This is a genomic window from Actimicrobium sp. GrIS 1.19 (assembly GCF_035984655.1).
In the GTDB taxonomy this organism is placed as follows: domain Bacteria; phylum Pseudomonadota; class Gammaproteobacteria; order Burkholderiales; family Burkholderiaceae_D; genus Actimicrobium.
Genome location: NZ_JAXCHT010000008.1, coordinates 121,694 through 147,296, shown reverse-complemented (window position 1 = coordinate 147,296; position 25,603 = coordinate 121,694). Strand labels below are relative to the sequence as shown.

Here is a 25,603-nt window from a genome sequence, read left to right as displayed (position 1 = left end):
GGTCGGGCTGTACAACTTTGCGTTTGGTCATTGTTTTCCTTGTGGCTGGCAGTCTCCTGCCAAATGACCGATTACACAAAATTATTTACACCCCCCGTAACGCGAACAAAAATCCCGCGCTACGCCGTCAAACAAGCGGAATTCGATTTGTTCCGCGTTTCCCTAGAGCTTGCCCGTCCCCCAAACTTCAGCCACCCGCGCATCCCGCCCACAACCCGAACGGTAATACGCATAGCGGATCGGATTCTTCTTGTAGTAATCCTGGTGGTAGTCCTCGGCCGGATAAAACCTGGTCAACGGGATCGTGTCGGTATAAATCTGCTTGACCACGCCGGCTTTCAGGATGGCGGCCTTGCTGGCTTCGAGGGCGGCACGCTGCGCATCGGTTTCGACGAACACGGCGCTGCGATACTGGTTGCCGCTGTCGCAGAACTGGCGGTTCTGGACGGTCGGATCGATGTGGTGCCAGAAATAATCGAGCAGGGCCGCGTACGTCAGTTTTGCCGGATCGTAGGTCACCTTGACGACTTCGATGTGGCCGCTGTTGCCGGCGCTGACCTGCTCGTAGCTCGGGTTGACCAGCTTGCCGCCGGCATAGCCCGACTCCGCAGTGATCACGCCGGGCAGCTTTTCAAAATCGGCTTCCATGCACCAGAAGCAGCCGCCGCCAAACACGGCGGTGGCCGGCGCCGGCGCTGGCGATTGTGCGTGTGCCGCGGCGGCCAGCAACAGGGTGGTCAGGAACAGGGAAAAACGCTTCATGTCAGCAGCTCCGGGAGTTTCTGGCCGTCGGGAATGAATTTCAATGCGACACCGTTATTGCAATAACGCAGGCCGGTAGGCTTCGGACCGTCGTCGAACACATGGCCATGGTGGCCGCCGCAACGGGCGCAGTGGTATTCGGTGCGTGGCAGGATGATCTTGAAATCCTTCTTGGTCACCAGCGCGTCCGGAATCGCATCGAAAAAACTCGGCCAGCCGGTGCCGCTGTCGAACTTGGTGGTGCTCTTGAATACCGGTTGATTGCAGGCCAGGCAGACAAACGTGCCGGCGTGTTTTTCATTGTTCAGCGGGCTGGAAAACGGGCGTTCGGTGCCTTCTTCGAACAGCACGTCGTAGCTCTCGGGCGGCAGCAGTTTTTTCCATTGCTCGCGGGTTTTGTTAACGATGTTGGCCGCCAGCGCCGATGGCGAAAAATGCAGCAGCGCGGCGCCGCCGAACAGGCCGGACAGGGTTTTGATCAGTTGACGACGATCCATGATGTCTCCGTGGAAGCGATTGGGTGGGGGGTAGTTTAGTCGTGCTGCGGATTTGTCGCTTGGAGCGGCTCGGCCTTACATTTTTCGGCAAGCGCACGTCGTCTGATCAGGAAATACACGGCTGGCACCACGAACATCGATAGCAATGGCGCACTCAGCATGCCGCCGACCATGGGCGCGGCAATCCGTTGCATGACTTCCGATCCGGTACCGGCGCCCAGCATGATGGGCACCAGTCCGGCCACGATGACGGTGACGGTCATCGCTTTCGGGCGCACCCGCAGCACGGCGCCGGCGCGGATCGCGTCCAGCAGATCGGCCTCGGTCGATTTCCCGGCCGCCATGCTGGCGTCCCACGCGTGCGTCAGATACAGCAGCATGATCACGCCGAATTCGGCGGCGACGCCTGCCAGCGCAATGAAGCCGACCGCGCTGGCCACCGACACCTGATGACCCAGCAGCCACAATAGCCAGACGCCACCGGCCAGCGCCAGCGGTAGCGTGGCCATGATCAGCACTGCTTCATCGATGCGTTTGAAAATCAGGTACAGCAACACGAAGATGATCATCAGCGTGGCTGGCACAACCACTTTCAGCTTCGCCGTGGCACGTTCCAGATACTCGAACTGGCCAGACCAGGATACCGCGTAGCCCGGCGGCAGCCGTACCTCGTTGGCCACTGCCTGCTGCATGTCGCGCACCGCCGAGCGCAGATCGCGTCCGCGAATGTCGACATACACCCAGCCCGACAGGCGCGCATTTTCACTCTTGAGCATCGGCGGGCCATCGGTGATGCGGATGGCGGCGAGGTCGCCCAGTCGAAGTTGCGCGCCGCGCTCGGTCAGCACCGACAGGTTGCGAATCTGTTCCACCGAGTCGCGCAACTCGCGCGGATAGCGCACGTTGATGGGAAAGCGCTGCAAGCCCTCGACCGTCTCGCCGACGTTGTCGCCGCCGATCGCGGCCGAGACGATGCTCTGCACGTCGGCAATCGCCATGCCGTATCTGGCGGCGGCGTCGCGGTCGATCTGGATATCGATGTAACGCCCGCCGTTGAGGCGTTCCGCCAGCGCCGACGAGACACCCGGCACGCGTTTGACCACCCGTTCGATCGCTGCCGTGATGCGGTCGATTTCCTGCAGGCTGGCGCCGGCCACCTTGACGCCGACCGGACTCTTGATGCCGGTCGCCAGCATGTCGATGCGGTTGCGGATTGGTGGCACCCAGATGTTCGACAGGCCCGGGATGCGCACCGTGCGGTCCAGTTCCTCGATCAGCCTGTCGGGCGTCATGCCGCTGCGCCACTGCGCGCGCGGCTTGAACTGGATGGTGATCTCGAACATCTCCAGCGGCGCCGGATCGGTCGCCGTTTCGGCGCGCCCGGCTTTGCCGAACACGGTGGCGACTTCCGGCACGGTCTTGATCAGGCGGTCGGTTTGCTGCAGCAGTTCGGCGACCTTGCCGGCGCCGATGCCGGGCAGGGCCGATGGCATGTAGAGCAGGTCGCCCTCATCCAGTGGCGGCATGAATTCACCGCCCAGTTGCGACGCTGGCCACAGTGTCAGCAGCGCGATCAATCCGGCCGCCAGCAAGGTCATTTTGGGAAAGCGCAGCACGCCGTCGAGCAACGGCCGGTACAACGCAATCAGCCAGCGATTGAGCGGATTGCTGTGCTCGCCCGGAATGCGTCCGCGGATCAGATAGCCCATCAGGACCGGGATGAGGGTAATCGACAGCAGCGCCGCCGCCGCCATCACATAACTCTTGGTGAACGCCAGCGGCGCGAACAGCTTGCCTTCCTGCGCCTCCAGCGTAAACACCGGAATGAACGACAGCACGATGATCAGCAACGAAAAAAACAGCGCCGGTCCGACCTCGGCGGTCGCGTCGGCGATCACCTGCCAGCGTGCTGATGCGCTGATGCGCTGGTCCGGGTGCTGCTGCTGCCAGGCTTCCAGATGCTTGTGGGCGTTTTCGATCATCACCACCGCGCCATCGACCATGGCGCCGACGGCAATCGCAATCCCGCCCAGCGACATGATGTTGGCATTGACGCCTTGATAGTGCATCGCGATGAAGGCGATCAGGATGCCGATCGGCAGCGTGATGATGGCCACCAGCGCCGAGCGCAGATGAAACAGGAACAGCGCACAGACCAGCGCCACCACCAGAAACTCTTCCAGCAATTTCTGCTTGAGATGCGTGATCGCGTTGCCGATCAGCGTCGAGCGGTCATACACCGGCGTGATCTCGACCCCGGCTGGCAGGCTCGCTTTCAGTACGGCCAATTTGGCCTTGACGGCCGCGATGGTATCGAGCGCATTTTTGCCGGAGCGCATGATGATCACGCCACCGGCGACTTCGCCTTCGCCATTCAGGTCGGCGATGCCACGCCGCATTTCGGGACCGATCTGAATCCGCGCGACGTCGCCGAGCCGGACCGCAACACCGGCATCGGTGCTGCTCAGACCGATCTGGCGGAAGTCGTCGAGGCTGCGCAGATAGCCCGATGAACGCACCATGTATTCCGCTTCGGCCAGCTCCAGCACGGCGCCGCCGCTTTCCTGATTGGCGCGGCGCAGGGCCTCGAGCACCTTGCCGTGCGGGATGCCGTAGGCGCGCAGCTTGTCCGGATCGAGCACCACCTGATACTGGCGCACCATGCCGCCGATGCTGGCGACTTCCGAGACATTTGGCACCGCCTTGAGTTCGAACTTCAGGAACCAGTCCTGCAAGGCGCGCAATTGCGACAGGTCGGTCTTGCCGCTGCGATCGGTGAGGACGTATTCATAGATCCAGCCGACCCCGGTGGCGTCCGGGCCGAGCGCGGTCCTGGCCTGCGCCGGCAGGCGCGACTGCACCTGATTCAGGTATTCCAGCACGCGCGAGCGGGCCCAGTAGGGATCGGTGCCGTCCTCGAAGAGTACGTACACAAACGAATCGCCGAAAAACGAATAGCCACGCACCGTCTTCGCGCCCGGCACCGACAGCATGGTGGTGGTGAGCGGATAGGTGACCTGGTTCTCGACAATCTGCGGCGCCTGGCCGGGATAGCTGGTGCGGATGATGACCTGCACGTCGGACAGGTCGGGAATCGCATCCAGCGGCGTTTGCGCCAGACTCCACAGGCCCCAGGCGCTGACGAACACGGTCGCCAGCAATACCAGGAAGCGGTTGGCGATGGACCAGCGAATGATGCGCGCAATCATTTGCCGGCCTCGGCCGCCGGTGCCAGCATGCGCGTGGTGGTGCCTTTCAGGCTGGCTTCGGAATCGATCAGGAACTGCGCCGAGGTGACGACTTTCTGGCCAGCCGTCAATCCCTGGGTCACGATGGTCTGGCCGTTCGATTCGGCGCCGGTGCGAATCTCGACCGGCGCGAACTTGCCGTCGCCCTGCGCCAGCATGACGATGCTGCGGGTGCCGGTCTGGATCACCGCTTCGGATGGAATCAGCAGGACCTGGGCGCCGGCGCCGCCGGAAAATGTCAGTGTCGCAAACATCCCCGGCAGCAGCCGGCCGCCCGGATTGGCCAGCTCGATGCGGGCCTTGATGGTGCGTGTTGCGGCGTTGACGTCAGGCAGCAGCGCGCCGACGCGGCCCTTGAATACCGCGCCCGGCAACGCTGCGGTGCGTGCTTCGACCGTCTGCCCCGGACGCATCTGCGCGGCCTGGCTTTCCGGCACCTCGGCGAGCACCCACACGGTGCCGTTGCCATTGATGCGCAGCAGCGGCGCGCCGAGCGCGACCGTGCTGCCTTCGCGCACCGCGAGCTCGGTGACGACGCCGTCTTGCGGCGCGCTGATGGTGGTGCGCGCCTGTACCTTGCCGCTGCGTTCGAACTGGCGGATCTGCGCGTCATTCATCCCGGCCACGCGCATGCGTTGGCGCGCGCCGTCGAGCAGGCTGGCGTCCTGCAGGCGTTGCACGGTCAGGAATTCTTCCTGCGCGGCGCTCCAGTCCGGCGCGTACAGCTCGGCAATCGGCTGCCCCTTGCGCACCGGATCGAGCACTGCCCGCACCATCAGTTTTTCAACATAGCCGTTGGCGCGGGCCTGCACCAGCGTGACATCGCGTTCGTTCCAGCCGACCGTGCCCACCGCGCTGAGGGTGGGCATGGCGGTGCCGACGCTGACCGTCGCAGTGCGTACGCCAAGATTCTGTTGCACGCGCGGGTCGATGCGCACGCTGCCGTTGTCGTCGCCGGCATCGGCATACACCGGCACCAGTTGCATGTCCATGAAAGGCGACGGCCCGGGCTTGTCGAACTTTTGCGCCGGCACCATCGGGTCATGCCAGTACAGGACTTTTCTGGCGGGTGCCGGCGTTGCCGGCATGGCTTGCATCGCGTGCTGCTTGCCGAGCGTGTACAGACCGGCGCCCACGCCGACAAGTACCGCAGTAACGGCTGCTGCGATCAGGACCTGGCGTGGCTTCATTGGGGTTCCCCGGTTGCGGTTGTCTCGTCGGGCAGCAGAAAATTCAGTTGCGCCCACAGTCGTGCGATCGCGGCTTCGTGCTCCAGCGCGACCAGCTTCACCTCGATTTCGCCGCGGCGCGCCTGCAGCAGTTCGGTCAGCGTGGCCTTGCCGCTGCGCCATGCCGATTCGGTGGCGGCGCTGCGCTGTCGTGCCAGCGGAAGCAATGCGGTGTCATAGCGTGCATGCCGCTGCAGGCCAATTTCCCAGTCGGTCAGCTGCATGCGGGTTTGGGCGATCCGGTCGCGCAACGCCTCGTCGCGTTCGGCCCGGGCCTGCTCGAGCCCGGCCAGTCTGGCGCTGACAGCGCGGTCCTGGCGGTTGCCCTGATCCCACTGGATCGGCCGCGACAGGCCAATCGAGGCCATGTTGGAATACGCCGGCCCACGCAATGCAAAGCTGACTTCGACGCTCCAGTCGGATTTCTTTTCGGCTTCCGCCAGCTGGGCCTCGGTACGCGCAATCTCTTCCTGTGCCGCGAGCGTGGCGATCTGCGGTTCGCGCTGCAATGCGGTGGCCAGCGTGGCGCCGTCGAGCGGCAGTCGATGGATATCCGGCCGCCCGGTCAGTGGCGCCGGGTCGATGCTGCCGGTCCAGCGCTCCAGCTGCGTGACGGCATTGCGTTGCCGCCGTTCCAGCTCGTTGCGCTGATCGTCCAGCAGCGCCAGCGCGCTCTGTGTCGACAGCACCTCGGTCAGTGCACTGCGCGCGTTGCGATACTGGCGCGCGGCGGCATCGACCTCGGCATGGGCCTGGACCAGCTGCTCATCCATCACGCGCAGCATCTGCTCGGCGTAATAACGATCCAGCCAGGCCAGCGCGGTGGCGCGCCGGATTTCGGTGCGGCTGGCGCTTTTTTGCGCGATGGATTTATCGGCCTGGCGCAGTTGCACGGCGCTGCGCAGCGTGCGCTTGGCGCTGCCGGTGAGTTCCTGCATCACGCCGATGCGGCGCATCGTCATGAAATCCGACGCCACGTTCAGGCGGTCGGCGCCGGTGACGGGCAGATTGTCGATGCCGGTCTTGAGCACCGGATCGGGCAACTGTGCCGCCGCCACGGCGAGCTCCCACGCCGCCGCCGTGGCAGCGTCATGCGCCCCCAGTTGGCGCGAATGGGCGATAGCGCGCTGTTGTGCTGCCGCCAGCGTGAGCGGCGCGTCGGTGGCATGGGCGGCAAGGCTGAACATTCCTGCAAGAAGCAGGACAGGGCGCAGGCGCGTCAAGGAAATCAGGGGCATGAGGGACTCCACGAAACGAAGGATCGCATCGCGCATCGGCGCGACACACGGATCAACGGTTCGGGAGTGTCAAATACGGAAACAGCAATGCTCGATCAGGAGCGGCGGGGCGCCGGAACGCGGCGGGATGGCAAATCCGTGGGTTGGCTGGTGCGGTGTGTCGGACTGCATTGCCAGCAGCATCACCAGTTGGGTCGGCTGGAACAGCGTCACCTGCGGCAGATCGGGGGCATCGTACGATTGCGGATCGGCATGATGGTAGGCGTGACAGAGCGCCGGTTGGGCCTGGTCCATTCCGGCGCAGCCTGGCATGAACTGCATCGATGGCGCCATCGCCGGGCACGCATAAGCCGCCAACGCGAGCTGCGAGAACAGCAGGCAGAAGCTGACGGCAAAGGCGATGCAGGCACGCTGTAGGCAGTTGTTCATGATGGGCTCGGTTGACGCAGTGTAATCGAGATTGGTCTATTTCAGATGCTCGGCGCGCCAGCGCATGGCCGAGAAAATCCGCTTGCGCGGGCTCGGATGATCGAAAAAGAAAAATTCCTCCAGCGCACCGGGATCGGACTTGCGGTATTCGGTCAGCTGCAAATCGGCTTCGGCGAAGCCGTTGGGCTCGGCCGAGGCGTTCAGGCCGAAGATGTCCGCTTCTTCCTCGACCACCCGAATCTGGGTGTTCAGCAGCGGCGTCATCACCAGCACATACGCCGAAAACAGGATTGCAAACAGCGGCAAGGCGGCCTGATCGGGCTGGTCGGCGATACCGAAGCGCGCGCCCCAGCGCCTGACCGATGCCGCCAGCGACCACCTCAGGAACAGAAAGCCGGTGGCCATGATCATGCCGAATCCCATCAACAGCTTCCAGGAGTGGTTCAGCACGTAGTGACCGAGTTCATGGCCCATCACGCCCTTGATTTCTGGCAGCGTGGTGCGGTTGAGCAGGTTGTCGTTCAGGCTGATTGCGATGGTGCCGAACAGGCCGGAGACGTTGGCACTGATGCGATTGCTCTGCTTCGACGAATCCATGGTCTGCACATTGCCGGTCGGGACGCCATTGGCGCGCGCCATCGACAGGATGGCGCTCTTCACCGGGCCGTCGTCGAGCGGTTTGTAGGTGTTGAACAGGGGCGCCAGATACACCGGCCCGATCACCAGCATTACCAGCAGGAACACCAGGCTCACACCGGTTCCCCAGGCCCACCAGTTGCGCGGCGCACGTCGCAGCAGCCCGCCGATCGCCGCCAGAAACAGGCCGCCTGCCACGCATGACACTGCCAGCCCGATCAGTTGCTCACCGATCCATGCGCCGAAATGCAGATTGGCCAGTCCATACGCATGCTCGCGATAAAAATCCTGGAACACCGCCAGCGGCGCCGACAGCAAACTCAGTAGCAGCACGAACGCCATTGGCAGCAGCAGTCGCCGCACCCGACGCAGCGGCGTGCGCTCCAGCGCTGCACCGAGCCGGTTCAATACGCCGCTGGCCAGCATCGCCCAGCAGGCCAGCACGGTGACGATGAAGCCCCAGAGCTGCAGCCAGTAACCGCCTTCGAAATACGCGTCCGAGCGCGCCTTGGCCGCCGGCGACAGGCGTGCCATGTAGGCCGCCGTGGCGGCTTCGGGATCGGCCGGCAGGGCGGCGCGCCAGGCGTCGCCAGCCGGTGCGATCAGGGCTGCGCTGCGGGCGGCGGCGTTGTCCGACAAGGGGGCATTCAGGCCGATGACGCCGGTCAGCGCCAGCATCAGGCCGAGCAAAATGAAGAAGGATTTGAGGGTCATGGGTAGTCTCGTTCTGGTTGTTGTTGTGACATGTGCCAGAGCGGGAGTGTGCCATAAAGTGCGACGGTTTTGGCCAGTGCCGGGCGCGACCTGGCGCGCCTTGCCGCAGGGCGTCGTCGTTGTTGTCGCGTTGGTCAATCGATCCGACTAAACGCGCTCTCCCAACGTGGCCGTCGCCGCCGCCGATACCAGCCAGGATCTGGCGCTAGCCGAAGCGCCGCAGCAAGCCTGCCGGTTTGACGCCGGTCATTTGCCAGCCATGCTTTGGGTTGACGCTGTCAACCACGTCTCCTATGCTGTGTTGACAGTGTCAGCTGAAACGTGATCGCAGCCCCTTGCGAATGGAGGTAGCCATGCTTGCTGTTTCATTTACACCCGGCGCGGTACGGCGGCAACTTACGGCAATGATGATCGCTGTTGCGTTGCCTGCAGTGGTCCATACGACCAAACTCTTCGATACGAATTTTATCGGGTTGCCGATGGAGCAATGGGGTGTTTCGAACGAGGTTCGACCGAGAATGCGCGCGCCGAGATTCGACGAGGCGGCCTTCAAGGTGGCAAGTGACAACAAGGAAGTCGTCATTGATATTCGGGTGTCGGAATGAGCCGCGCATCGTCGGCGTTTCGCCCGCGCTATGGTGAGTGGGCGGTGGTCACCGGGGCGTCGGATGGCATCGGTCGCGCGTTTGCCTGTCAGTTGGCCGCCGCCGGTTTGAATCTGGTTCTGGTGGCGCGACGCACTGCGCTGCTGCATGCGCTTGCCGATGAACTGACGCGTGCGCACGGCATCGCCTGCCGGGTGCTGGTGGCCGACCTGTCCGACCGGCGCGCGCTGCACGAGATGGCGGAGGCGACCATCGATCTCGACGTGTGTTTGCTGGTTGCTGCGGCTGGGTTCGGCACCTCGGGTCCGTTCATTGCTGCGTCGCTGGCGGCGGAAAGCGACATGCTTGAGGTGAATTGCGCCGCCGTGCTTGCACTGAGCTGGCACTATGCCCGGCGTTTCGCCACCCGCGGTCGCGGTGGGCTGGTGCTGATGAGCTCGCTGCTGGCGTTCCACGGCGTGCCGCGTGCCGCCAATTACGCCGCGACGAAGGCTTACGTGCAGACGCTGGCCGAGGGCTTGCACGCCGAGCTGGCGCCGCTGGGCGTGGATGTGGTGGCCTCGGCGCCGGGTCCGATCCGCAGCGGCTTCGCGCAGCGCGCCGACATGCGCATGGCGATGAGCCAGGAGCCTGACGTGGTGGCGCGCGGCACCCTGGCAGCGCTGGGACGCAGGACCACGGTGCGGCCCGGCTGGCTGTCGAAGCTGCTGGGATGGTCGTTGGCGCCGTTGCCACGTTGGGCCAAGATCATGGTGATCAAAAAAGTGATGGGCGACATGACTGCGCATCAATCGGCCCCGGCCTCGGTGTTGAAGCGGCCGGTGCATTGATACGGCGGGGCGGGTTGATCGTCCGTGGTAACTTTCTCGCCTTGTCGATCCTGAATGCCTGCGGCCCATGCCGAAGAAAACGAAAGCCGTTGCCGTCCCGATGGCGTTGCGCGACGCCTGTATTGTCGCCGCGCGCGAAGTCATCGCCGAGCGTGGCATTGAGAACCTCAGCCTGCGCGATGTGGCGCGCAAGCTCAAGGTCTCGCACCAGGCGCCGTACCGGCACTATCCGAGCCGCGACCATTTGCTGGCGGAGGTCATGCGCAGGTGTTTCAACGAGTTTGCCGAGCATCTCGATGCGCGCATCCATGTGGACGAACCGCGCGACGACCTGGCCGGATTGGGCCGTCAGTATCTCAGTTTCGCCAGGGAGCGCCCGCTGGAATACCGGCTGATGTTCAGCACGCCGTGGCCGCAGTCGGCCGAACATCCTGCTCTGGTGCGGGATGCCGTGCACGCCTTTGACATCCTGCGGCAGGTGCTGCGGCGCATGCACGGTGCGTCCGCCGATCAACGCGAACTGGTCGAGCTCGACGCACTGTTCATCTGGTCGTCAATGCATGGACTGGCCGGGGTCATGAATGGCAATTGCATCGACAAGCTCGATCTCGGCGCGACTGTGCTGGCCACCGCCAGCGCGCACATGATGGACATGGTCAGCGCGGCGTTGGCAGCACGCCGATGACGGCGGCGTTCATGCCGCCGGCGTCTCCGGGACAGGCGCCGCGCCCTTGCTGACACTTTCCCCATCGTCCTTGCGCAGCGCCCAGAACGACGCCGACGACAGCGCCGTCACCACGCCCAATGTCAGGAACGCGTGATGCAGCGCCGAGGTCACCGCCAGCCGGTCCGATTCCGGCAGCGCGCCCAGATACCAGGCCGTCACCAGCGAGCCGCAGGCCAGCCCGAAGCTCATCGACATTTGCTGCAGTGAGCTGGCAATGGTGCTGGCCATGCTGGAGTCGGCGGTGGTGATGTCGGCATAGGCCATCGAATTCATGCTGGAGAATTGCAGCGAATTGAACAGTCCCTGCGCGAGACTCAGGCCGACGATCAGCAGCAGCGGCGTGCCTGCCGTGACGGTGGCAAACAGGCTGATCGTGATGCCGATCAGGACCGTATTGACGATCAGGATCTGGCGATAGCCGAAGCGCCGCAGCAAGTGTGTTGCGACCAGCTTCATGCCCATCGCGCCAGCCGCCGCCGGCATCATCAGCAGGCCGGATTGCCACGCCGGCAGACCGAGGCCAAGCTGATACAGCAGCGGCAGCAGGAACGGCAGGCCACCCACGCCGAGGCGCGTGATGAAGCCGCCCACCACCGACACGCGGAAGGTGCGGACCTTGAACAGCGCCAGTCGCAACAGCGGAAATTCGATGCGGCGCGCATGCAGCACATAGGCCAGCAGCAGCGCCACCGACAAGGCCGACAGGAACACGCCCGACCACAGGTCAAGTTGATGTGCGCCGAACACTTCCAGCAGCCACGACAACAGCGCCGTGCCGCTGCCAAACAGGATCAGGCCGATCACATCGAGCGGGCGCGGCGTGTCGCCGCGATAGTCGGGCATGTGGCGGTGAATCAGGAATTGGGCCGCCAGGCCGACCGGCACGTTGATGAAAAAGATCACGCGCCATGGCAGCCAGTGCACGATCAGGCCGCCAATGGTCGGGCCGAGCAGGGGGCCGATCAGGGCCGGGATGATCACGAAGTTCATCGCCGTCAGCAGTTCGCCTTTGGGAAACGTGCGCACGATGGTCAGGCGGCCGACCGGCATCATCAGGGCCGCCGCCATGCCTTGCAGGATGCGTGCTGCCACCAGCATCGGCACCGACAGCGATAGTCCGCACAGGATCGAGGAGAGGGTAAAGATGGCGACCGCAGCGCTGAACACGCGGCGGGTGCCGAAGCGGTCGGCAATCCAGCCACTGACCGGAATGCAGACTGCCAGACTCAGGATGTAACTGGTGACCACCGCCTTCAGGCTCAGCGGCGTGACCTGCAGGCTGGTTGCCATCGCGGGGATGGCGGTGTTGATGATGGTCGAATCGAGCTGCTCCATGAACAGCGCCGTGGCCACTACCCAAGGCAGGTAGCGCTTGACGTTGGGGGCGGCCAGCGGCGCGGTCATGCCGGGTCGGTCAGCCCAGTTTTTTCAGCAATTCGCGCGCGGCGGGTTCCGACGAGGCCGGATTCTGGCCGGTGATCAGCAAACCGTCGACGATCACATGCGCTTGCCAGTCGCCCAGCTTGGAATAGTTGCCGCCGTGTTGCTTGAGCATGTCCTCGACCAGAAACGGCACTACGTCGGTCAGGCCGGCCGCGGCTTCTTCGGTGTTGGTAAAGCCGGTCACGTCGCGACCCTGCACCAGCGGCTTGCCGTCGGCCGTCTTCACGTGCCGCAACACGCCCGGTGCGTGGCATACCGCGACCACTGGCTTCCTGGCGGCGATCATGGCTTCGATCAGCGCGATGGAAGTGGCGTCTTCGGCCAGATCCCACAACGGGCCGTGGCCGCCCGGATAGAACACCGCATCAAAATCGCTTGCCGCAACCGTGTTCAGCTTGACCGTGGTGGCCAGCGCAGCCTGGGCTTCGGCATCTTCCTTGAACCGTTCGGTGGCGGCGGTTTGTGCATCTTCAGCGTCGCTTTTCGGGTCCAGCGGTGGCTGCCCGCCGAGCGGCGAGGCCAGCGTCAGGGTTGCGCCGGCATCCTTGAACACGTAGTAGGGCGCGGCGAATTCTTCCAGCCAGAAACCGGTTTTCTTGCCGGTGTCGCCGAGTTTGTCGTGTGAGGTCAATACCATCAGTATGTTCATGTGCACTCCTTGAAAATCAGAAACCGAACCGTAGCACGGTACGGAAAAGTCCGTCTGTGCGGTATCACTGCAACGCCTTGATCAGGGCGTCGAACTGGACCTTGAGTGATTTGTCGTGCGGCGTCACCGGCGGCACCGTGCGCGCGATGCCGAGCAACTGGTATACCGCCATCTGCGCCGCCCGCACCGAATACTCCACCGTGAAGACGACGTCATCGGGGATCTCGACAAACTGGCTGATGAAAGCGAAATTCCTGGTGCCGGGCGGCACCGGCAGCGGCCGGTCGCTGTGCTGGCGCGGCATGAACATGCTGGTGATGTACGGCATGCGGCACGGGATGCAATTGGCCGAGGCCATCGTGTCGGCTTCAAACCGCAAGTGTCCGCACAGCTCTTGCAGAATTTCTTCGCCGTTGCACTCCGCCATCGGCTTGGCGACAAAATTGCCGATCCGGTCGGGTGACAGCGCATAGCCCCAGAATACTTGCACGTCGTCCGGCTGATTGGCGAAATGCGGCTGGTGCGCCAGCACGATCGACATCAGCCAGTTCGAATCTTTGAATGTGACCAGTCCGCCGGTGCCGGCGACATTACCGCTGAACGCCTCCATTTGATCGAAGAAAGCGGTGGTCTTGAGGGTGACCGTGAACGAGGCCCACCAGGACTGCGCAATATTGCTGTTGAATGCGGCCGGATTGCCGAATTGCGGCCTGCCCTCGGCCAGCGTTTCCCACAGCCGCCAGCCGCCGCTGTCGGCCTTGGTCCACTGGCGAGGCGCCGATGTCATCGAGCCGAAGCTTGAGGCGTCGGTCATCGAACCGTTCTGAAAAAATACCAGGTCGCCCTCATTGACCGGGATGATCTCAGTGCGCTCCTGCCGGTTGCAGTGCATCGCAGTGACCGAGAAAATGCCATCCACCGTTTGATTTTCCAGCTCGGTCACGGTGCACTGCTGGACGAACTGCACACCCTGTGCTTCCAGCCAGGCTTGCAGCGGGCGCACCAGCGAATCGTACTGGTTGAACACGGTGCGCTTGACGCCGGCCAGGGTTTCGATGCGTGAGAACTCCATCATGAAGCGGTGCAGATAGCGCTTGAATTCGACGGCGCTGTGCCACGGCTGAAAGGCAAAGGTGGTGGCCCACATGAACCAGAACTCGGTCTCGAAAAATTCCGGCGACAGCCAGTCGGTGATGCAGCTGGCAGCGAGTGTGGCTTCATCGGCGTTGGTCAGCTTGAGCAATTCGAGGCGGTCCTTCATCGAAAACCCCATCGATTCGACCGGCACTTTGGTGCGGTGCTGATCGACCAGTCGCGCCTGCGAATGGGGTTTGTGCAGCGTGTTGAATGCAACCGTTTCATCGAATACCGATTGGCCCAGATTGACCAGCGACGGAATCGTCTTGAACAGGTCCCAGGTGCATTCGTAATTGTCGGTGGTGAGCATGCGCCCGCCGCGCAGGTGGTAGCCATGCTCGGGATCGCCGGCGGCATCGAGGCTGCCGCCGAGCACCGGGCCGGCTTCAAAAATGGTGATTTGCGGGCCGGCTACATTGCCGTCGCGGATCATGAATGCCGCAGCGGCTAGTGAGCCGATGCCGCCGCCGATCAGATAGGCTTTTGAAGAAGGATTCATTGCGGTTGGTCCTTGAAAAAACTCAGCGCGGCCAGCCTTTTCGGCTTGCCCGGCGCAGGATGGATTGGACGATCAGTCGATGGAATGGGGCAATCACACGAAGATAAAATCGCCCGGTACGGTTGTGGCAGTGCACGACCGTCGACAGAATCAGCGTTCGTTGCGAAGAAGCAGTTCTTTCGCGCAATAACACAGAGCATCTGAAATCGAGGTGCGAATCATCTTCGCCTAAAACGATTTCCTGCGCTCGGATTTCGATGATTTTAAAAAATCCGACGCGCGGGCCCGGTGCATTTTCGAAGTGCCTGGAGGTCTTCAGGCCGATGCGCGCGACGATGGCGTCGCGTATCGCCATGAGCACCCTGATCCAGCGCGCTTGCTGACTGAACAGAAAACGCGCCAGCAGTTCCGGGTCATGGCTGGCATGGCTGGGCAAGGCGACGACGTACGCATCGGCCAGATCGGTGCTGCGCCACAGCTGCAGCATGGCGGACTCGGCGGGAAGGGCAGTGGCTTGAACGGCAGTCATGGTGATCCTCGTGCATGCAACGGAGACATTCCGCCCTCACGCTACCACTTTTCGCCGGCGTCAAAACTGCGCTGCGCCAGGCCGTGCTGCCGACCTGCTGGTCGCGCAGGCGGCGAACAGATATGCTGGCGCCACACCAACCAACAGGAGAATCCAGCATGCATCGTGTTTCCATTCTTGCGCTCGGCTGCATCGTCGTCGGCCTCACGGCCTGCTCGTCGCAACAACTGTACGCTATCGGACAGACCGCCCAGCGGGATGATTGCTACAAGATCAATGACAACGACGAACGGGGCCGTTGCCTGGGCAAGGCCAACGCCTCGTACGATGCCTATCAGCGTCAAAGCGATCAGCTGAAAGCGAACAAGTAGCACACCAGAAAGCAGGGGCGCACCATGAGCGGCAGAAGACAATTCCTGCGGCAGGCACTGCTGGCGGCAAGTCTGCCGGCGACCGCTGTGTCGCTGGCCGGATGCGATAGCGACGACGACCTGGGCGCGGCGCAGCAGGCCTTGCGCCGGCCGTTGGCCAGCTCGACCGACGCGGTGACGGTATCGCACGAGCTGGTGCGCTGCGCGACGCTGGCGGCGAACGGCCACAATACGCAGCCGTGGCGCTTTGCGCTGGCGCCCAGGCGTATCGCGATCCGGCCGGACTGGTCGCGCCGCACGCCGGTGGTGGACCCCGACGATCACCATTTGTGGACCAGCCTCGGCTGCGCCACCGAGAACCTGGCGGTGGCCGCCGACGCGCTCGGACGCAATGCCGAGATCACATTTGACATGAAGCAGATCGCAATCAGGTTGAGCCCCGCCGCAATCGTTCGGTCGCCGTTGGCCGACGCCTTGTTCTTGCGCCAAAGCAGCCGTACCGAATACGACCGTCAGCCGCTGTCGACGGCAGTGCTGGGTGATCTGCAGCGCGCCGGTACCCGCGCGGGTGTGCGCCTGCTGCTGCTGACCGATCGCGCCAGAATCGCCAGCGTGCGGGACTTCGTGGTTGCCGGAAACAGTGCGCAGCTGCAGGACCCTGCGTTCGTCAAGGAGCTGCGTCAGTGGATACGCTTCAACGGTCGCGAAGCAATGGAGAAGGGAGATGGCCTGTTTTCGGCGGCTTCCGGCAGTCCGACCCTGCCAACCTGGCTGGGCGGCGCGGCGCTAAAACTGGTGCTGCGCGAGCAGTCCGAAAATGAGAAGTATGCCAAGCACCTGGACAGCTCCTCCGGCGTGGCGATCTTCATCGGCGACCAGGCCACGCCGGCCAGTTGGTTCGAAGTCGGTCGCGCCTACGAGCGCTTCGCGCTGACGGCCACCGTGCATGGCGTGCGCACGGCATTCGTCAACCAGCCGGTTGAAGTCCCGGTGGTGCGCAACCAGTTTGCCCAGTGGCTGGGACTGTCCGGCCAGCGACCCGATCTGGTGGTGCGTTTCGGACGCGGCCCGACCTTGCCGTACTCGCTGCGCAGGCCGGTGGCGCAAGTGTTGATCTGACCAAAAAAAACCGTCTTGCGACGGTTTTTTGCTTTACGGGGTAGCTGCGCCAGTCAGGCCGCGGCGTATCAGCAAGGGCTTGATGTCGGGCTCACGTCCGCGGAAATTGCGGAACAGCGTCATCGCATCGACGCTGCCGCCGCGCGACAGCAGGGTCTGGCGGAACCAGTCGCCGTTCTTGCGCGTCAGGCCGCCATGCTCCTTGAACCACTCGACCGTCTCGGCATCCAGCACTTCGCTCCAGATATACGCGTAATACCCGGCCGAATAACCGCCCGCGAACACATGCGAGAAATATGCGCTGCGATAGCGCGGCGGCACTGGTGCGTAATCGACTCCGGCTGTATGCAGGGCGTCGGTTTCGAACGCCACCACGTCGGTCGGGATCTGCTGGTTGCCCAGCTGGTGCCATTGCTGGTCCAGCAGCGCCGCCTTCAGATATTCGGTGGTGCGGAAGCCTTCATTGAAGGTGCGGGTGGCGAGCACCTTGTCGAGCAGTGCCTGCGGCATCGGCGCGCCGGTCTGGTAGTGCCTGGCGTAATGCGCCAGCACTTCCGGCCAGATCGCCCACATCTCGTTGACCTGCGACGGGAATTCAACGAAGTCGCGCGGCACGGCCGTGCCGCTGAAGGTCGGATAGCGCACGTTCGACAGCATGCCGTGCAAGGCATGGCCGAATTCATGGAACGCCGTGGTGACTTCGTCGAAGGTCAGCAGGGTTGGTTGTCCGGCCGGTGGCTGCGGGATGTTGAGGTGATTGGCGACCACCGGTTTGGTGCCGAACAGCGTCGATTGCTCGACATAGCTGTTCATCCATGCGCCGCCGCGCTTGTTGCTGCGGGCGTACATGTCGGCCAAAAACAGCGCCAGCGGTTTGCCATCGGCGTCGAACACTTCGAACACGCGCACGCTCGGGTCGTACACCGGCAGATCCTTGCGCTCCTTGAAGCTCAGGCCATACAGCTTGTTGGCGGCATAGAAGACGCCGTTCTGCAGCACGCTGTCGAGTTCGAAATAGGGCCGCAATTGCGACTCGTCGAAGGCGTATTTCTGCTTGCGCACCTTCTCGGTATAAAACGTCCAGTCCTGCGCTTCCAGCTGGAAGCCGCCCTTGTCGGCATCGATCACCGACTGGATCGCCGCGCCTTCCTTGCGTGCGTTGGCAACCGCTGGCGGCGCCAGTTGGGCCAGCAGCTTGTTGACGGCCTCCGGTGTCTTGGCGGTTTCGTCGGCCAGCACCCAGGCAGCGTGGTTCGGATAACCCAGCAGCACGGCGCGATCGGCGCGCAGTTGCGCCAGTTGCAGCACGATGGCGCGGTTGTCGAAGGCGCCGCCGTGGATGCCGCGCACGGTCGAGGCGTCATACAGACGCTGGCGCAGCGCACGGTTGGTCAGCGATACCGCCGGCGGCTGGCCGGTGGTGTTGACCAGCGCGATCACGTACTTGCCGGTCAGGCCGCGCGTCTTGGCGGCTTCGGCCGCGGTGGCGATGGCCGCGTCGGACAGACCATCCAGTTCGGCACGGGTATCGACAATGACGGCAGAAGCGTTGATTTCTTTCAGCACGTTCTGGCTGAAATCGGTTTGCAGCGTGGCCAGGCGCGAATTCAGCACGCGCAGCTTGTCCTGGTCGGCGCTCGACAGCGCGGCGCCGGCGCGGGTGAAGTCAGTGTGGATCCGTTCGAGCAGATGCAGCGACTGCACATCCAGTCCGAGGGTCGCGCGTTGTTCGTACAGCGCATGAATGCGCGCGTACAGCTTGCCATTGAGGTGAATCGCATCCTGATGCGCCGCCAGTTTCGGCGCCATGTCGCGTTCGACCACCTGCATGGCGGCATTGGTGTTGGTGCCGTTGAGACTGAAGAACACGCGTGCGACGCGGCTGAGCATACGGCCGGAGCGTTCCATCGCCACGATGGTGTTGTCGAAGGTCGGTGCGGCCGTGGCGTCGGCGATGGCGTTGATTTCATCGCGCTGCAATTGCATGCCGGCGGCGAACGCGGGCGCGTAATCGGTGTCCTTGATGCGGTCGAACGCCGGCAGCTGATACGGCAGCGTGCTCACGGCGAAGAACGGGTTTTCGGTGCTTTGGCTGGACGGGGCGGGCGGGACGGCGAAACTGGTCAGCGGAATCAGGCTGGTGGCCATGATCAGCAGAAGATGTCTGGACATGTGGGGTTCACAGGAAAAGGTTGCGCAGTTGCCGGACCTGCTCGCCGGCGATCATAGCACCGGCTGGGACTTTTTACGGGTCTGGGTCGACGCCCACAGCAGCACGACTGCCAGGATCGCGAAGGTCCAGTAATCGGTCGGCGCGCCCAGGATCCAGTGCTTGTGCCAGGTCACCACTTCGGGATTGAAGCGCGCCATGCCAAAGGCCGGATTCATCACGAACCACAGGAAGTCTTCGGTCACCCAGAACACCATCACACAGGCAATCACGCGGATTTCGGCGCGCCATGACCAGTGGCCGACGAAGAACAGCGGGAAGTGCATGAACATCGTGATGAACGGGAACACCCAGGCGTGATAGCCGGTCATCGCGCGACCACCCCAGAAAATGTCGAGCAGCCAGTGATGCTCGATGCGCCAGGTGGGCAAGCTGGTGGCCCAGCCGTGCGCGCCTTCGATCTGGATTTCGGCCTGCGCAAAAAACACCCCGAGCAGCATGACCCAGATCACGGTCAACAGCACATGGAACGGGCGGTTGGTCAAACGGTCGCTGAGATTGCTCATGGAATCGATTCCAGTACGGTGTGCAGGACGCTGGCAGCGGCGTCCGGACGGCCCAGCGCCAGTGCCTTGCAGCGCATGTCGGCCAGCTTGTCGGGGTGGGTCAGCAAAAAGCGGATGCGGTATTCGAGCGTCACGGCATCGATGGCGATCAGGGCGACGCCCTGTTCCAGCAGGAAGTCGGCATTGCGTTCTTCCTGCCCCGGGATCGGCGTGTTGACGATCATCGGCAAGCCCATCGCCAGGCATTCGGACGTGGTCAGGCCGCCCGGCTTGGTGATGACCAGATCGGCGCAGGCCATCAGCCGCTGTACCTGATCGGTGAAGCCCTGCGCCAGCAGACGGCCCGGAAAGCGCACTGCCAGCGCCTGCAAGGCAGTCAGCGCCGCGGTGTTCTTGCCGGCCATCACGATCAGCTGGAAATCCTCCGACAAGGCCAGCAGCCGTGCCGCAATCGCATCGAGGCTGCCGAGCCCGGCGCCACCACCCATGAGCAGGATGGTGCGGCGCGCCGGATCGAGGCCGAACTGCGCGGCGCACTCGGCGCGCGTGCCAGGGTGGCGAAACGACGGCATGATCGGAATCCCGGTGATGTGAATCGCCTCGGCGGCAATGCCCTGCGCCCGCATCCGGAACGCGACTTCGTCGTTGGCCGCGAAGTAGCCGCGCATGCCTTGTTGCACCCACATCCGGTGCAGGTCGAAGTCGGTCACCTGGACCCACACCGGGCACTGCAGGCGGCCGGTCGCCAGCATGCGCGCGAGCAGTTCCGCCGGCAGGAAGTGGGTGCAGATGATGGCGTCGGGTTGCAGCGCATCGATTTCGCGGCGCAGCGTGCGGGTGCTCAGGCGCTCCAGCGCACGCCGCAGCTTTTGCATCGAGCCGTCCGGCTGCGCTTCATTGGTGAGCTGGTACAGGTAACCCCACAGCGTTGGCAGGCGGTTCACCAGCGTGATGTAGAAATCGGTATAGATCTTGCGAAAGCCGCTGGAGACAAACTGCATCACGTCCAGATGGGTCGCTTGCACCGCGTCGTCTTCGAGGCCGGCCTGGATGCGCAGCGCCTCGGCAGCGCGCATGTGACCTGATCCTGCCGACACGCTGAGGATCAGGATGCGTCGGGTCATTACAGGATGTCGTCGTTGCCGCTGGACAGGTCGCCGATGTCGCCGAACAGCGAGGTACGGGTTTCCTTGCGCGCCAACACCTTGCGCTGGGCTTTCTCGGGCAGGTCGGTGAGCATGATGACGTGCTTCTGAATCAGCACATCGACCAGATCCTCGACCACCCGGATCATCGCATTGTCGAGCGTGGCAAGCACCTCGCGCGGATCGGATGGCTCGGCGGCGGCGTCCGCCGCGAGGAATTGCTGCACATCGGGGTCGTCGACGCTCAGGTGTTCGGCGTCGGGGGCGGGCGCATCGCGCCACAGGGCGATCACGCTGCCGTTCGGGTCGCGCTGGATATAGGGCATGGCAAACCGTTCAAAATAAGGGGGCGAAAAACTGTTCCGGACATGACAATGGTATTTGCAAACACAGTATGTTAAAACGGCGCATCGATGCTAACACTGATTTTTCATGCACCTGCTGCTCTCCGGCTGCGCCGACATCATAGCCAGATTTCATGCTCCGTTGATGGAAAAAGGCGGGGTCACGTGCATTGCGTCGGTGGCGGCACTGTGGCAGCAGCTTCCGGCCGAGGCAAAGGGGCTGGTGGTGGTCGACCTGGCGTTGCCCGGGCTGAACCCGAGCGATACGCTGGCCGAGCTGCGCCGGCGCGCGCCGGCGTGCCGCATCCTGGTGGCCGGGCCGGCGTTTTCGACCGATGCCGAACTGGCATTGCTGGGATTGGGCGTGGCCGGCTGCTGCGGGTCCCAGCTGCAGGCCGACATGGTGGCGCGCATTGTCGCCACCGTGCTCGATGGCGGCGTCTGGATCTCGCACGCGGTGATGCCATTGCTGCTGCAACGCATGCAGGCGCGCGCCACGCCGGCCCCGGCGCCGGCGCCGGCCCCGGCCGCCGAGCGCCTGGTCCTGCTGACCCCGCGTGAGCGGCAGATTGCGCAACTGGTCGGCGGCGGCGCCAGCAACAAGGTGATCGCACGCGAACTGAGCATCACCGACCGCACCGTCAAGGCCCATCTGGGCGCGATCTTCCAGAAGCTGGATTTGCCGGACCGGCTGCAGCTGGCGCTGTTTGTCACGGCGGCGTGATCCGGCCTAGTACCTTGGTCCAATAGCAATATCCCGCCACGCGGGTACGATGGGCAGCTTCGATCGATCCCATTTACCTTGCAAAGACCACCATGGCCAAGTCCGCACCCGTTACCGTCAAATCCGCTGTTCACGCCAAAGCCGGCATCGGCATCGTCGAGTCCGTCATTGGCGTCGTCACCGCGACCGACACGGCGGGCGTCCAGCGCGTGCTGCATCTGGGCGATGTGGTCAATGCCAACGATGTGATCCAGACCGCCGCTGCCGGGGCAATCGACATCCGGTTTGCCAATGACACGCATCTTGACCTGGGTCGCAATTCCCAGATTGCGCTCGACAGCGAGGTGTTCGATCCGCGTCAGGCGGTGTCGGATGACGCCAGCATCGCCGCGCTGCAGGCGCAAATTGCCGCTGGCGGCGATCCGACTGCCGTGCTTGCGCCTACCGCAGCCGGTCCAGGCGCCGGTGGCGCTGGTGGCGACGAAGGCGGCAACAGTTTCGTGGTGGTAGACCAGCTGGCGGCGCGCGGCAATGTCACCAGCGGCTTCGATACCAGCGGCGGACTGGTGCTGCCACCGTTGCCACCGATACTTGGCGGCACCGATGCGCCGGCGCTGGGCGGCGCCCCGGGCGATGTGCCGGCTCCGGTCGTCCCTCCCGCCGTGCCACCGGTCGTGCCACCGGTGGTCGTCACCGTGCCGCCCGCCGATGTGCCGGCCAACGTCGCGCCAGTAGCCGTCAATGACACCTACAGCACCAGCGAAGATACCAGGCTGACCGCCGCCACCGTGCTCGGCAACGACACCGACGCCAATGGCAATGCACTGACCGCCACCCTGGTCACGCAGGCCGGACACGGCACCGTGGCGTTCAATGCCGACGGCACCTTCACCTACACGCCCAACGCCAATTACAACGGACCGGACAGCTTCACCTACAAGGCCAACGACGGCAGCGCTGACAGCAATGTCGCCACCGTCAACCTGACCGTCACGCCAGTCAACGATGCGCCGGTCGCAGTCAAGGATCAGTACGACGTAGTCGGCGGCACCACGCTGGTGTCGAGCGTTGCCGGTCCCGCCGACGCCGGCGTGCTGCATAACGATTCGGACGTCGACGGCAACCCGCTGACGGCCATCCTCGACCGCAACGTCTCCCACGGCACGCTGGCCCTGCATGCCGATGGCAGCTTCACCTACACGCCGAACGAAGGCTTTGTCGGCGTCGACAGCTTCACCTACCACGCCAATGACGGCAGCGCCGACAGTGCAGTCGTCACCGCGACCATCGTCGTCGATGCGCCGGAAAACGTGCCGCCAGTCAGCGTCAAGGATCAATATGGTGCGGTAGCCGGCACCGAGCTGGTGGCGACGGTCGCTGGCCCGGGCGACTTTGGCGTGCTGCATAACGACACCGACGCAGATGGCAACGCGCTGACCGCCGTGCTCGACCGCAACGTGTCGCACGGTACGCTGGCGTTGCATGCCGACGGCAGCTTTACCTACACCGCCAACGACGGCTTCGTCGGCGTCGACAGTTTCACGTACCACGCCAACGATGGCACGGCCAACGGCGCGACCGTCACCGCGACCATCGTCGTCGATGCACCCGACAATGTGCCGCCGGTGAGCGCCAAGGATGAGTACAGCGCGCTTTCCGGCACCGAGCTGGTGGCGACGGTAGCAGGCCCGAACGACTTTGGCGTGCTGCATAACGACACCGACGCCGACGGCAACACCCTGACCGCCGTGCTCGACCGTAACGTCGCGCACGGCACATTGGCCCTGCATGCCGATGGCAGCTTCACTTACACCGCCAACGCGGGCTTTGTCGGCGTCGACAGCTTCACGTATCACGCCAACGATGGCACCGCCAATGGCGCCATCACGACCGCCACGATTTTCGTCGATCCACTGATTGCGGCCACCAGCCAGACCGTGACCGGCGCGGAAAACACGGCGTTGTCGATCGTGCTGTCCGGTAGCGAAACCGGCAGCCAGGTCAGCGACTTCGTGATCACCGCGCTGCCGCTCGATGGCCATCTGTTCCTGGCCGATGGCGTGACCGCGGTCACCGTCGGCATGACGATCAGCGCCGCCGCCAACCAGGCAACGCTGCTGTTCCGCCCCGATGCAGGCGAATCCGGCGGCATTGCCTACGCGACCCCGGGTACCGGCGACCAGCATGCCACCTATGCCCAGTTCAGCTATGTCGCCGAGGACGGCGGAGCGCAAAGCGCGGCCGCGCTGGTCTCGATCAATATCGCGCCGGTGGTCGATCCGGTCGCATTGCACGTCGGCACGCAGCCGACGCTGAACTACACCCAGGATTTTGAAACCGGCGCGAGCGACTGGATCGGCAAAAACACCGTCACCAACACCGTCGGCGGGATTGAAATCAATCCGCAGCACGTGTACGGCGGCGACCCGGCCAATAACAATCGCGTGCTGGAAGTCGAGGCCGGCCCCGGCATCAATTCGGTGCAACATGGATTCGACACCACCAGGGGCGCGGTCTACCAGCTCGATGTAGATGTCTCGGCGCGCGCCGGCCATACCGGCGCCGACAGTTCGCTGGAGGTGCTGGTCAACGGCGTCGTGATCGGCCAGCTGCCGGGCGCGAATGCCTTCGGATTCCAGCATCACACGCTGTCGTTCTCGGGCAGTGGCAGCACCGATGTGGTCGAGTTCCGCTCGCTCGATGCCAACACCTATGGCGGCCTGCTCGACAATCTGACGGTCAAGCAAACTGCCAACGCCTATCAGGATCACGCAGCCGCATTGCCGTCGCTGTCCGCCACCTTCGGCGACAGCGTCGATCACAGCGAAAGCCATGTGATCCAGCTCGGCGCCATTCCGCTGGGCGCCACGGTGTCCGATGGCACGCACAGTTTCGTTTCCAGCCTGGCCAGCCAGTCGGTCACGGTGTTCAATGAAGGCGGCGCCGGCAACTGGAACCTGAATGCGATTTCGGTCACCGCGCCGAGCGGCTTTAGCGGCACCCTGCACATCAACGCCAGCGCCACGGCCACCGAACTGGCCACCGGCGCCTCGCTCACCAGCACGCACGATTTCGCGCTCAGCTACGGCTCCACGGCGTTTAACGGCACCGCTGGCGCCGATATCATCCACGGCACGACCGCCAACGACATCATCAACGGCGGCGCCGGTGACGACATCCTCAGCGGCAGCCTCGGCAGCAATACGTTCATGTTCAGCCAGGGCAGTCTGCAGCCCGGTGCTGCCGGTGACCACATTCTGGACTTCAAGGTGGCCGCACCCGGCGCCGGCGGCGATGTGCTCGACATCAGCGATCTGCTGTCGCACGCCGGGGTCGACGCCGTCGCGTTCAACGGCCATGAAGCGAGCTACCTGACCGCCACCACCAGCGCCGCCGGCAACACCACCATCGCCATCGATCTGGATGGCGCGGGCGCCGCCGCCGCCGTGCCACTGGTGACGCTCGACCACGTCAGCGTGACCCTCAACAGCCTGCTCGGCAACGGCCAGATCCATGGCGCCTGACCAGTCCGCCGAACTGCCGTCGGCGCCCGATCTGGCGACCGACGCCATGCCGCTGCTGCCGGCCGTGGGCACGCACGCACCGTTTGCGCTGGTGGTCGACCAGGGGGTGGCATTGCATGTCGCCGATCTGCTCGATGCCGGTGCGCCGGACGCCGGTGGTTTTCTGTTCTTTGACCATCAAAGCGCGCCCGGCAGCACCATCGTGCGCGTCATGCTGGACGACGCCGATTCGCATCAGAGCTTTGCGCTCGGCAGCCTGCCGGGCAGTGGTATCGATCTCGGCAGTCTGCTCGGCCTGATCGCGCCGGATAGCGGGCACGGCTGACACACCGGCGTCCCGCCGTGGCACGCTCCGTGCACCGTATTTTTTAGTCGCCGAATCCAGAAATTCACGGGTTATGTACGGTATCGAACAGGGTCGTCCCGCGTTTCGATGGGAATATGCGTGCGTTACTTGCAATAGAAATC

Annotated in this window: 23 protein-coding genes; 8 read left to right on the top strand and 15 right to left on the bottom strand. The window is 63.9% G+C overall.

The features are described 5' to 3' along the window. Positions 1–162 precede the first annotated feature (162 nt). The 7 genes from msrA to RCH09_RS08425 all read right to left on the bottom strand — a co-directional run bounded on the left by msrA (position 163) and on the right by RCH09_RS08425 (position 8,753). A complete protein-coding gene (gene msrA, locus RCH09_RS08455; RefSeq protein ID WP_326940631.1) occupies positions 163–762 on the bottom strand; it encodes a peptide-methionine (S)-S-oxide reductase MsrA in 600 nt (199 codons plus the stop codon). Further along, positions 759–1,259, bottom strand: coding sequence for a peptide-methionine (R)-S-oxide reductase MsrB (gene msrB / locus RCH09_RS08450; RefSeq protein ID WP_326940630.1), 501 nt, complete (start codon positions 1,257–1,259; stop codon positions 759–761). Before msrB ends, msrA begins: the two co-directional genes overlap by 4 nt. Positions 1,260–1,294: 35 nt before the next feature. Next, the gene (locus tag RCH09_RS08445) at positions 1,295–4,468 is read right to left on the bottom strand and encodes an efflux RND transporter permease subunit (RefSeq protein ID WP_326940629.1); all 3,174 of its coding nucleotides are present in this window, start codon (positions 4,466–4,468) and stop codon (positions 1,295–1,297) included. Further along, on the bottom strand, positions 4,465–5,697 hold the full coding sequence (locus tag RCH09_RS08440; RefSeq protein WP_326940628.1) for an efflux RND transporter periplasmic adaptor subunit: 1,233 nt from the start codon (positions 5,695–5,697) through the stop codon (positions 4,465–4,467). The genes RCH09_RS08445 and RCH09_RS08440 overlap by 4 nt, the downstream gene beginning before the upstream one ends. Further along, positions 5,694–6,974: a TolC family protein gene (locus RCH09_RS08435; RefSeq protein WP_326940627.1), complete on the bottom strand. Its 1,281-nt coding sequence runs from the start codon at positions 6,972–6,974 to the stop codon at positions 5,694–5,696. Before RCH09_RS08435 ends, RCH09_RS08440 begins: the two co-directional genes overlap by 4 nt. A 69-nt stretch (positions 6,975–7,043) precedes the next feature. Next, positions 7,044–7,403 (bottom strand): hypothetical protein, encoded by a 360-nt coding sequence (locus RCH09_RS08430; RefSeq protein ID WP_326940626.1) that lies wholly within the window; start codon positions 7,401–7,403, stop codon positions 7,044–7,046. 36 nt (positions 7,404–7,439) lie between these two features. Further along, positions 7,440–8,753 carry a M48 family metalloprotease gene (locus tag RCH09_RS08425; protein ID WP_326940625.1) on the bottom strand — a complete coding sequence of 438 codons (1,314 nt, stop codon included), beginning with the start codon at positions 8,751–8,753 and terminating at the stop codon, positions 7,440–7,442. 353 nt (positions 8,754–9,106) lie between these two features. On the opposite strand from RCH09_RS08425, the gene RCH09_RS08420 reads away from it, so the two are divergent. From RCH09_RS08420 to RCH09_RS08410, 3 genes are all read left to right on the top strand, one after another. Continuing rightward, complete coding sequence (locus tag RCH09_RS08420) at positions 9,107–9,358, top strand: DUF2141 domain-containing protein (protein ID WP_326940624.1); 252 nt, start codon at positions 9,107–9,109, stop codon at positions 9,356–9,358. Then, entirely contained in the window at positions 9,355–10,188 is an 834-nt protein-coding gene (locus RCH09_RS08415; RefSeq protein ID WP_326940623.1) for an SDR family NAD(P)-dependent oxidoreductase, read from the top strand. The genes RCH09_RS08420 and RCH09_RS08415 overlap by 4 nt, the downstream gene beginning before the upstream one ends. A 67-nt stretch (positions 10,189–10,255) precedes the next feature. Beyond that, positions 10,256–10,873, top strand: coding sequence for a TetR/AcrR family transcriptional regulator (locus RCH09_RS08410; protein WP_326940622.1), 618 nt, complete (start codon positions 10,256–10,258; stop codon positions 10,871–10,873). A 9-nt stretch (positions 10,874–10,882) separates the two neighbouring features. Here RCH09_RS08410 and RCH09_RS08405 read toward each other — a convergent pair whose 3' ends face one another. The 4 genes from RCH09_RS08405 to RCH09_RS08390 form a co-directional block, all read right to left on the bottom strand. Further along, complete coding sequence (locus RCH09_RS08405) at positions 10,883–12,319, bottom strand: MFS transporter (RefSeq protein WP_326940621.1); 1,437 nt, start codon at positions 12,317–12,319, stop codon at positions 10,883–10,885. 10 nt (positions 12,320–12,329) lie between these two features. Beyond that, complete coding sequence (locus RCH09_RS08400; RefSeq protein WP_326940620.1) at positions 12,330–13,007, bottom strand: type 1 glutamine amidotransferase domain-containing protein; 678 nt, start codon at positions 13,005–13,007, stop codon at positions 12,330–12,332. A 64-nt stretch (positions 13,008–13,071) separates the two neighbouring features. Further along, a complete protein-coding gene (locus RCH09_RS08395; RefSeq protein ID WP_326940619.1) occupies positions 13,072–14,643 on the bottom strand; it encodes an oleate hydratase in 1,572 nt (523 codons plus the stop codon). Between the two features lie 22 nt (positions 14,644–14,665). Further along, the gene (locus RCH09_RS08390) at positions 14,666–15,130 is read right to left on the bottom strand and encodes a DUF2867 domain-containing protein (RefSeq protein WP_326940617.1); all 465 of its coding nucleotides are present in this window, start codon (positions 15,128–15,130) and stop codon (positions 14,666–14,668) included. A 200-nt stretch (positions 15,131–15,330) separates the two neighbouring features. Here RCH09_RS08390 and RCH09_RS08385 point away from each other — a divergent pair, with 200 nt between their 5' ends. Beyond that, positions 15,331–15,543: a hypothetical protein gene (locus RCH09_RS08385; protein WP_326940616.1), complete on the top strand. Its 213-nt coding sequence runs from the start codon at positions 15,331–15,333 to the stop codon at positions 15,541–15,543. Between the two features lie 24 nt (positions 15,544–15,567). Continuing rightward, positions 15,568–16,662 carry an Acg family FMN-binding oxidoreductase gene (locus tag RCH09_RS08380; RefSeq protein WP_326940615.1) on the top strand — a complete coding sequence of 365 codons (1,095 nt, stop codon included), beginning with the start codon at positions 15,568–15,570 and terminating at the stop codon, positions 16,660–16,662. Positions 16,663–16,695: 33 nt separating this feature from the next. Here the strand turns inward: RCH09_RS08380 and RCH09_RS08375 are convergent, their stop codons facing one another. From RCH09_RS08375 to RCH09_RS08360, 4 genes are read right to left on the bottom strand one after another with little or no spacing between them, the layout of a single operon-like run. After that, complete coding sequence (locus RCH09_RS08375; RefSeq protein ID WP_326940614.1) at positions 16,696–18,834, bottom strand: M3 family metallopeptidase; 2,139 nt, start codon at positions 18,832–18,834, stop codon at positions 16,696–16,698. A gap of 51 nt (positions 18,835–18,885) precedes the next feature. Beyond that, the gene (locus tag RCH09_RS08370) at positions 18,886–19,398 is read right to left on the bottom strand and encodes a hypothetical protein (protein WP_326940613.1); all 513 of its coding nucleotides are present in this window, start codon (positions 19,396–19,398) and stop codon (positions 18,886–18,888) included. After that, a complete protein-coding gene (locus RCH09_RS08365) occupies positions 19,395–20,522 on the bottom strand; it encodes an MGDG synthase family glycosyltransferase (RefSeq protein ID WP_326940612.1) in 1,128 nt (375 codons plus the stop codon). Before RCH09_RS08365 ends, RCH09_RS08370 begins: the two co-directional genes overlap by 4 nt. Next, positions 20,522–20,869 carry a hypothetical protein gene (locus tag RCH09_RS08360; protein ID WP_326940611.1) on the bottom strand — a complete coding sequence of 116 codons (348 nt, stop codon included), beginning with the start codon at positions 20,867–20,869 and terminating at the stop codon, positions 20,522–20,524. The genes RCH09_RS08365 and RCH09_RS08360 overlap by 1 nt, the downstream gene beginning before the upstream one ends. Positions 20,870–20,975: 106 nt before the next feature. Between RCH09_RS08360 and RCH09_RS08355 the strand changes: the two genes are divergently transcribed. The 3 genes from RCH09_RS08355 to RCH09_RS08345 all read left to right on the top strand — a co-directional run bounded on the left by RCH09_RS08355 (position 20,976) and on the right by RCH09_RS08345 (position 25,460). Continuing rightward, complete coding sequence (locus RCH09_RS08355; protein WP_326940610.1) at positions 20,976–21,611, top strand: response regulator transcription factor; 636 nt, start codon at positions 20,976–20,978, stop codon at positions 21,609–21,611. A gap of 92 nt (positions 21,612–21,703) precedes the next feature. Continuing rightward, positions 21,704–25,135: a retention module-containing protein gene (locus RCH09_RS08350; protein WP_326940609.1), complete on the top strand. Its 3,432-nt coding sequence runs from the start codon at positions 21,704–21,706 to the stop codon at positions 25,133–25,135. After that, complete coding sequence (locus RCH09_RS08345) at positions 25,125–25,460, top strand: hypothetical protein (protein ID WP_326940607.1); 336 nt, start codon at positions 25,125–25,127, stop codon at positions 25,458–25,460. The genes RCH09_RS08350 and RCH09_RS08345 overlap by 11 nt, the downstream gene beginning before the upstream one ends. The last annotated feature ends 143 nt before the right edge of the window (positions 25,461–25,603 follow it).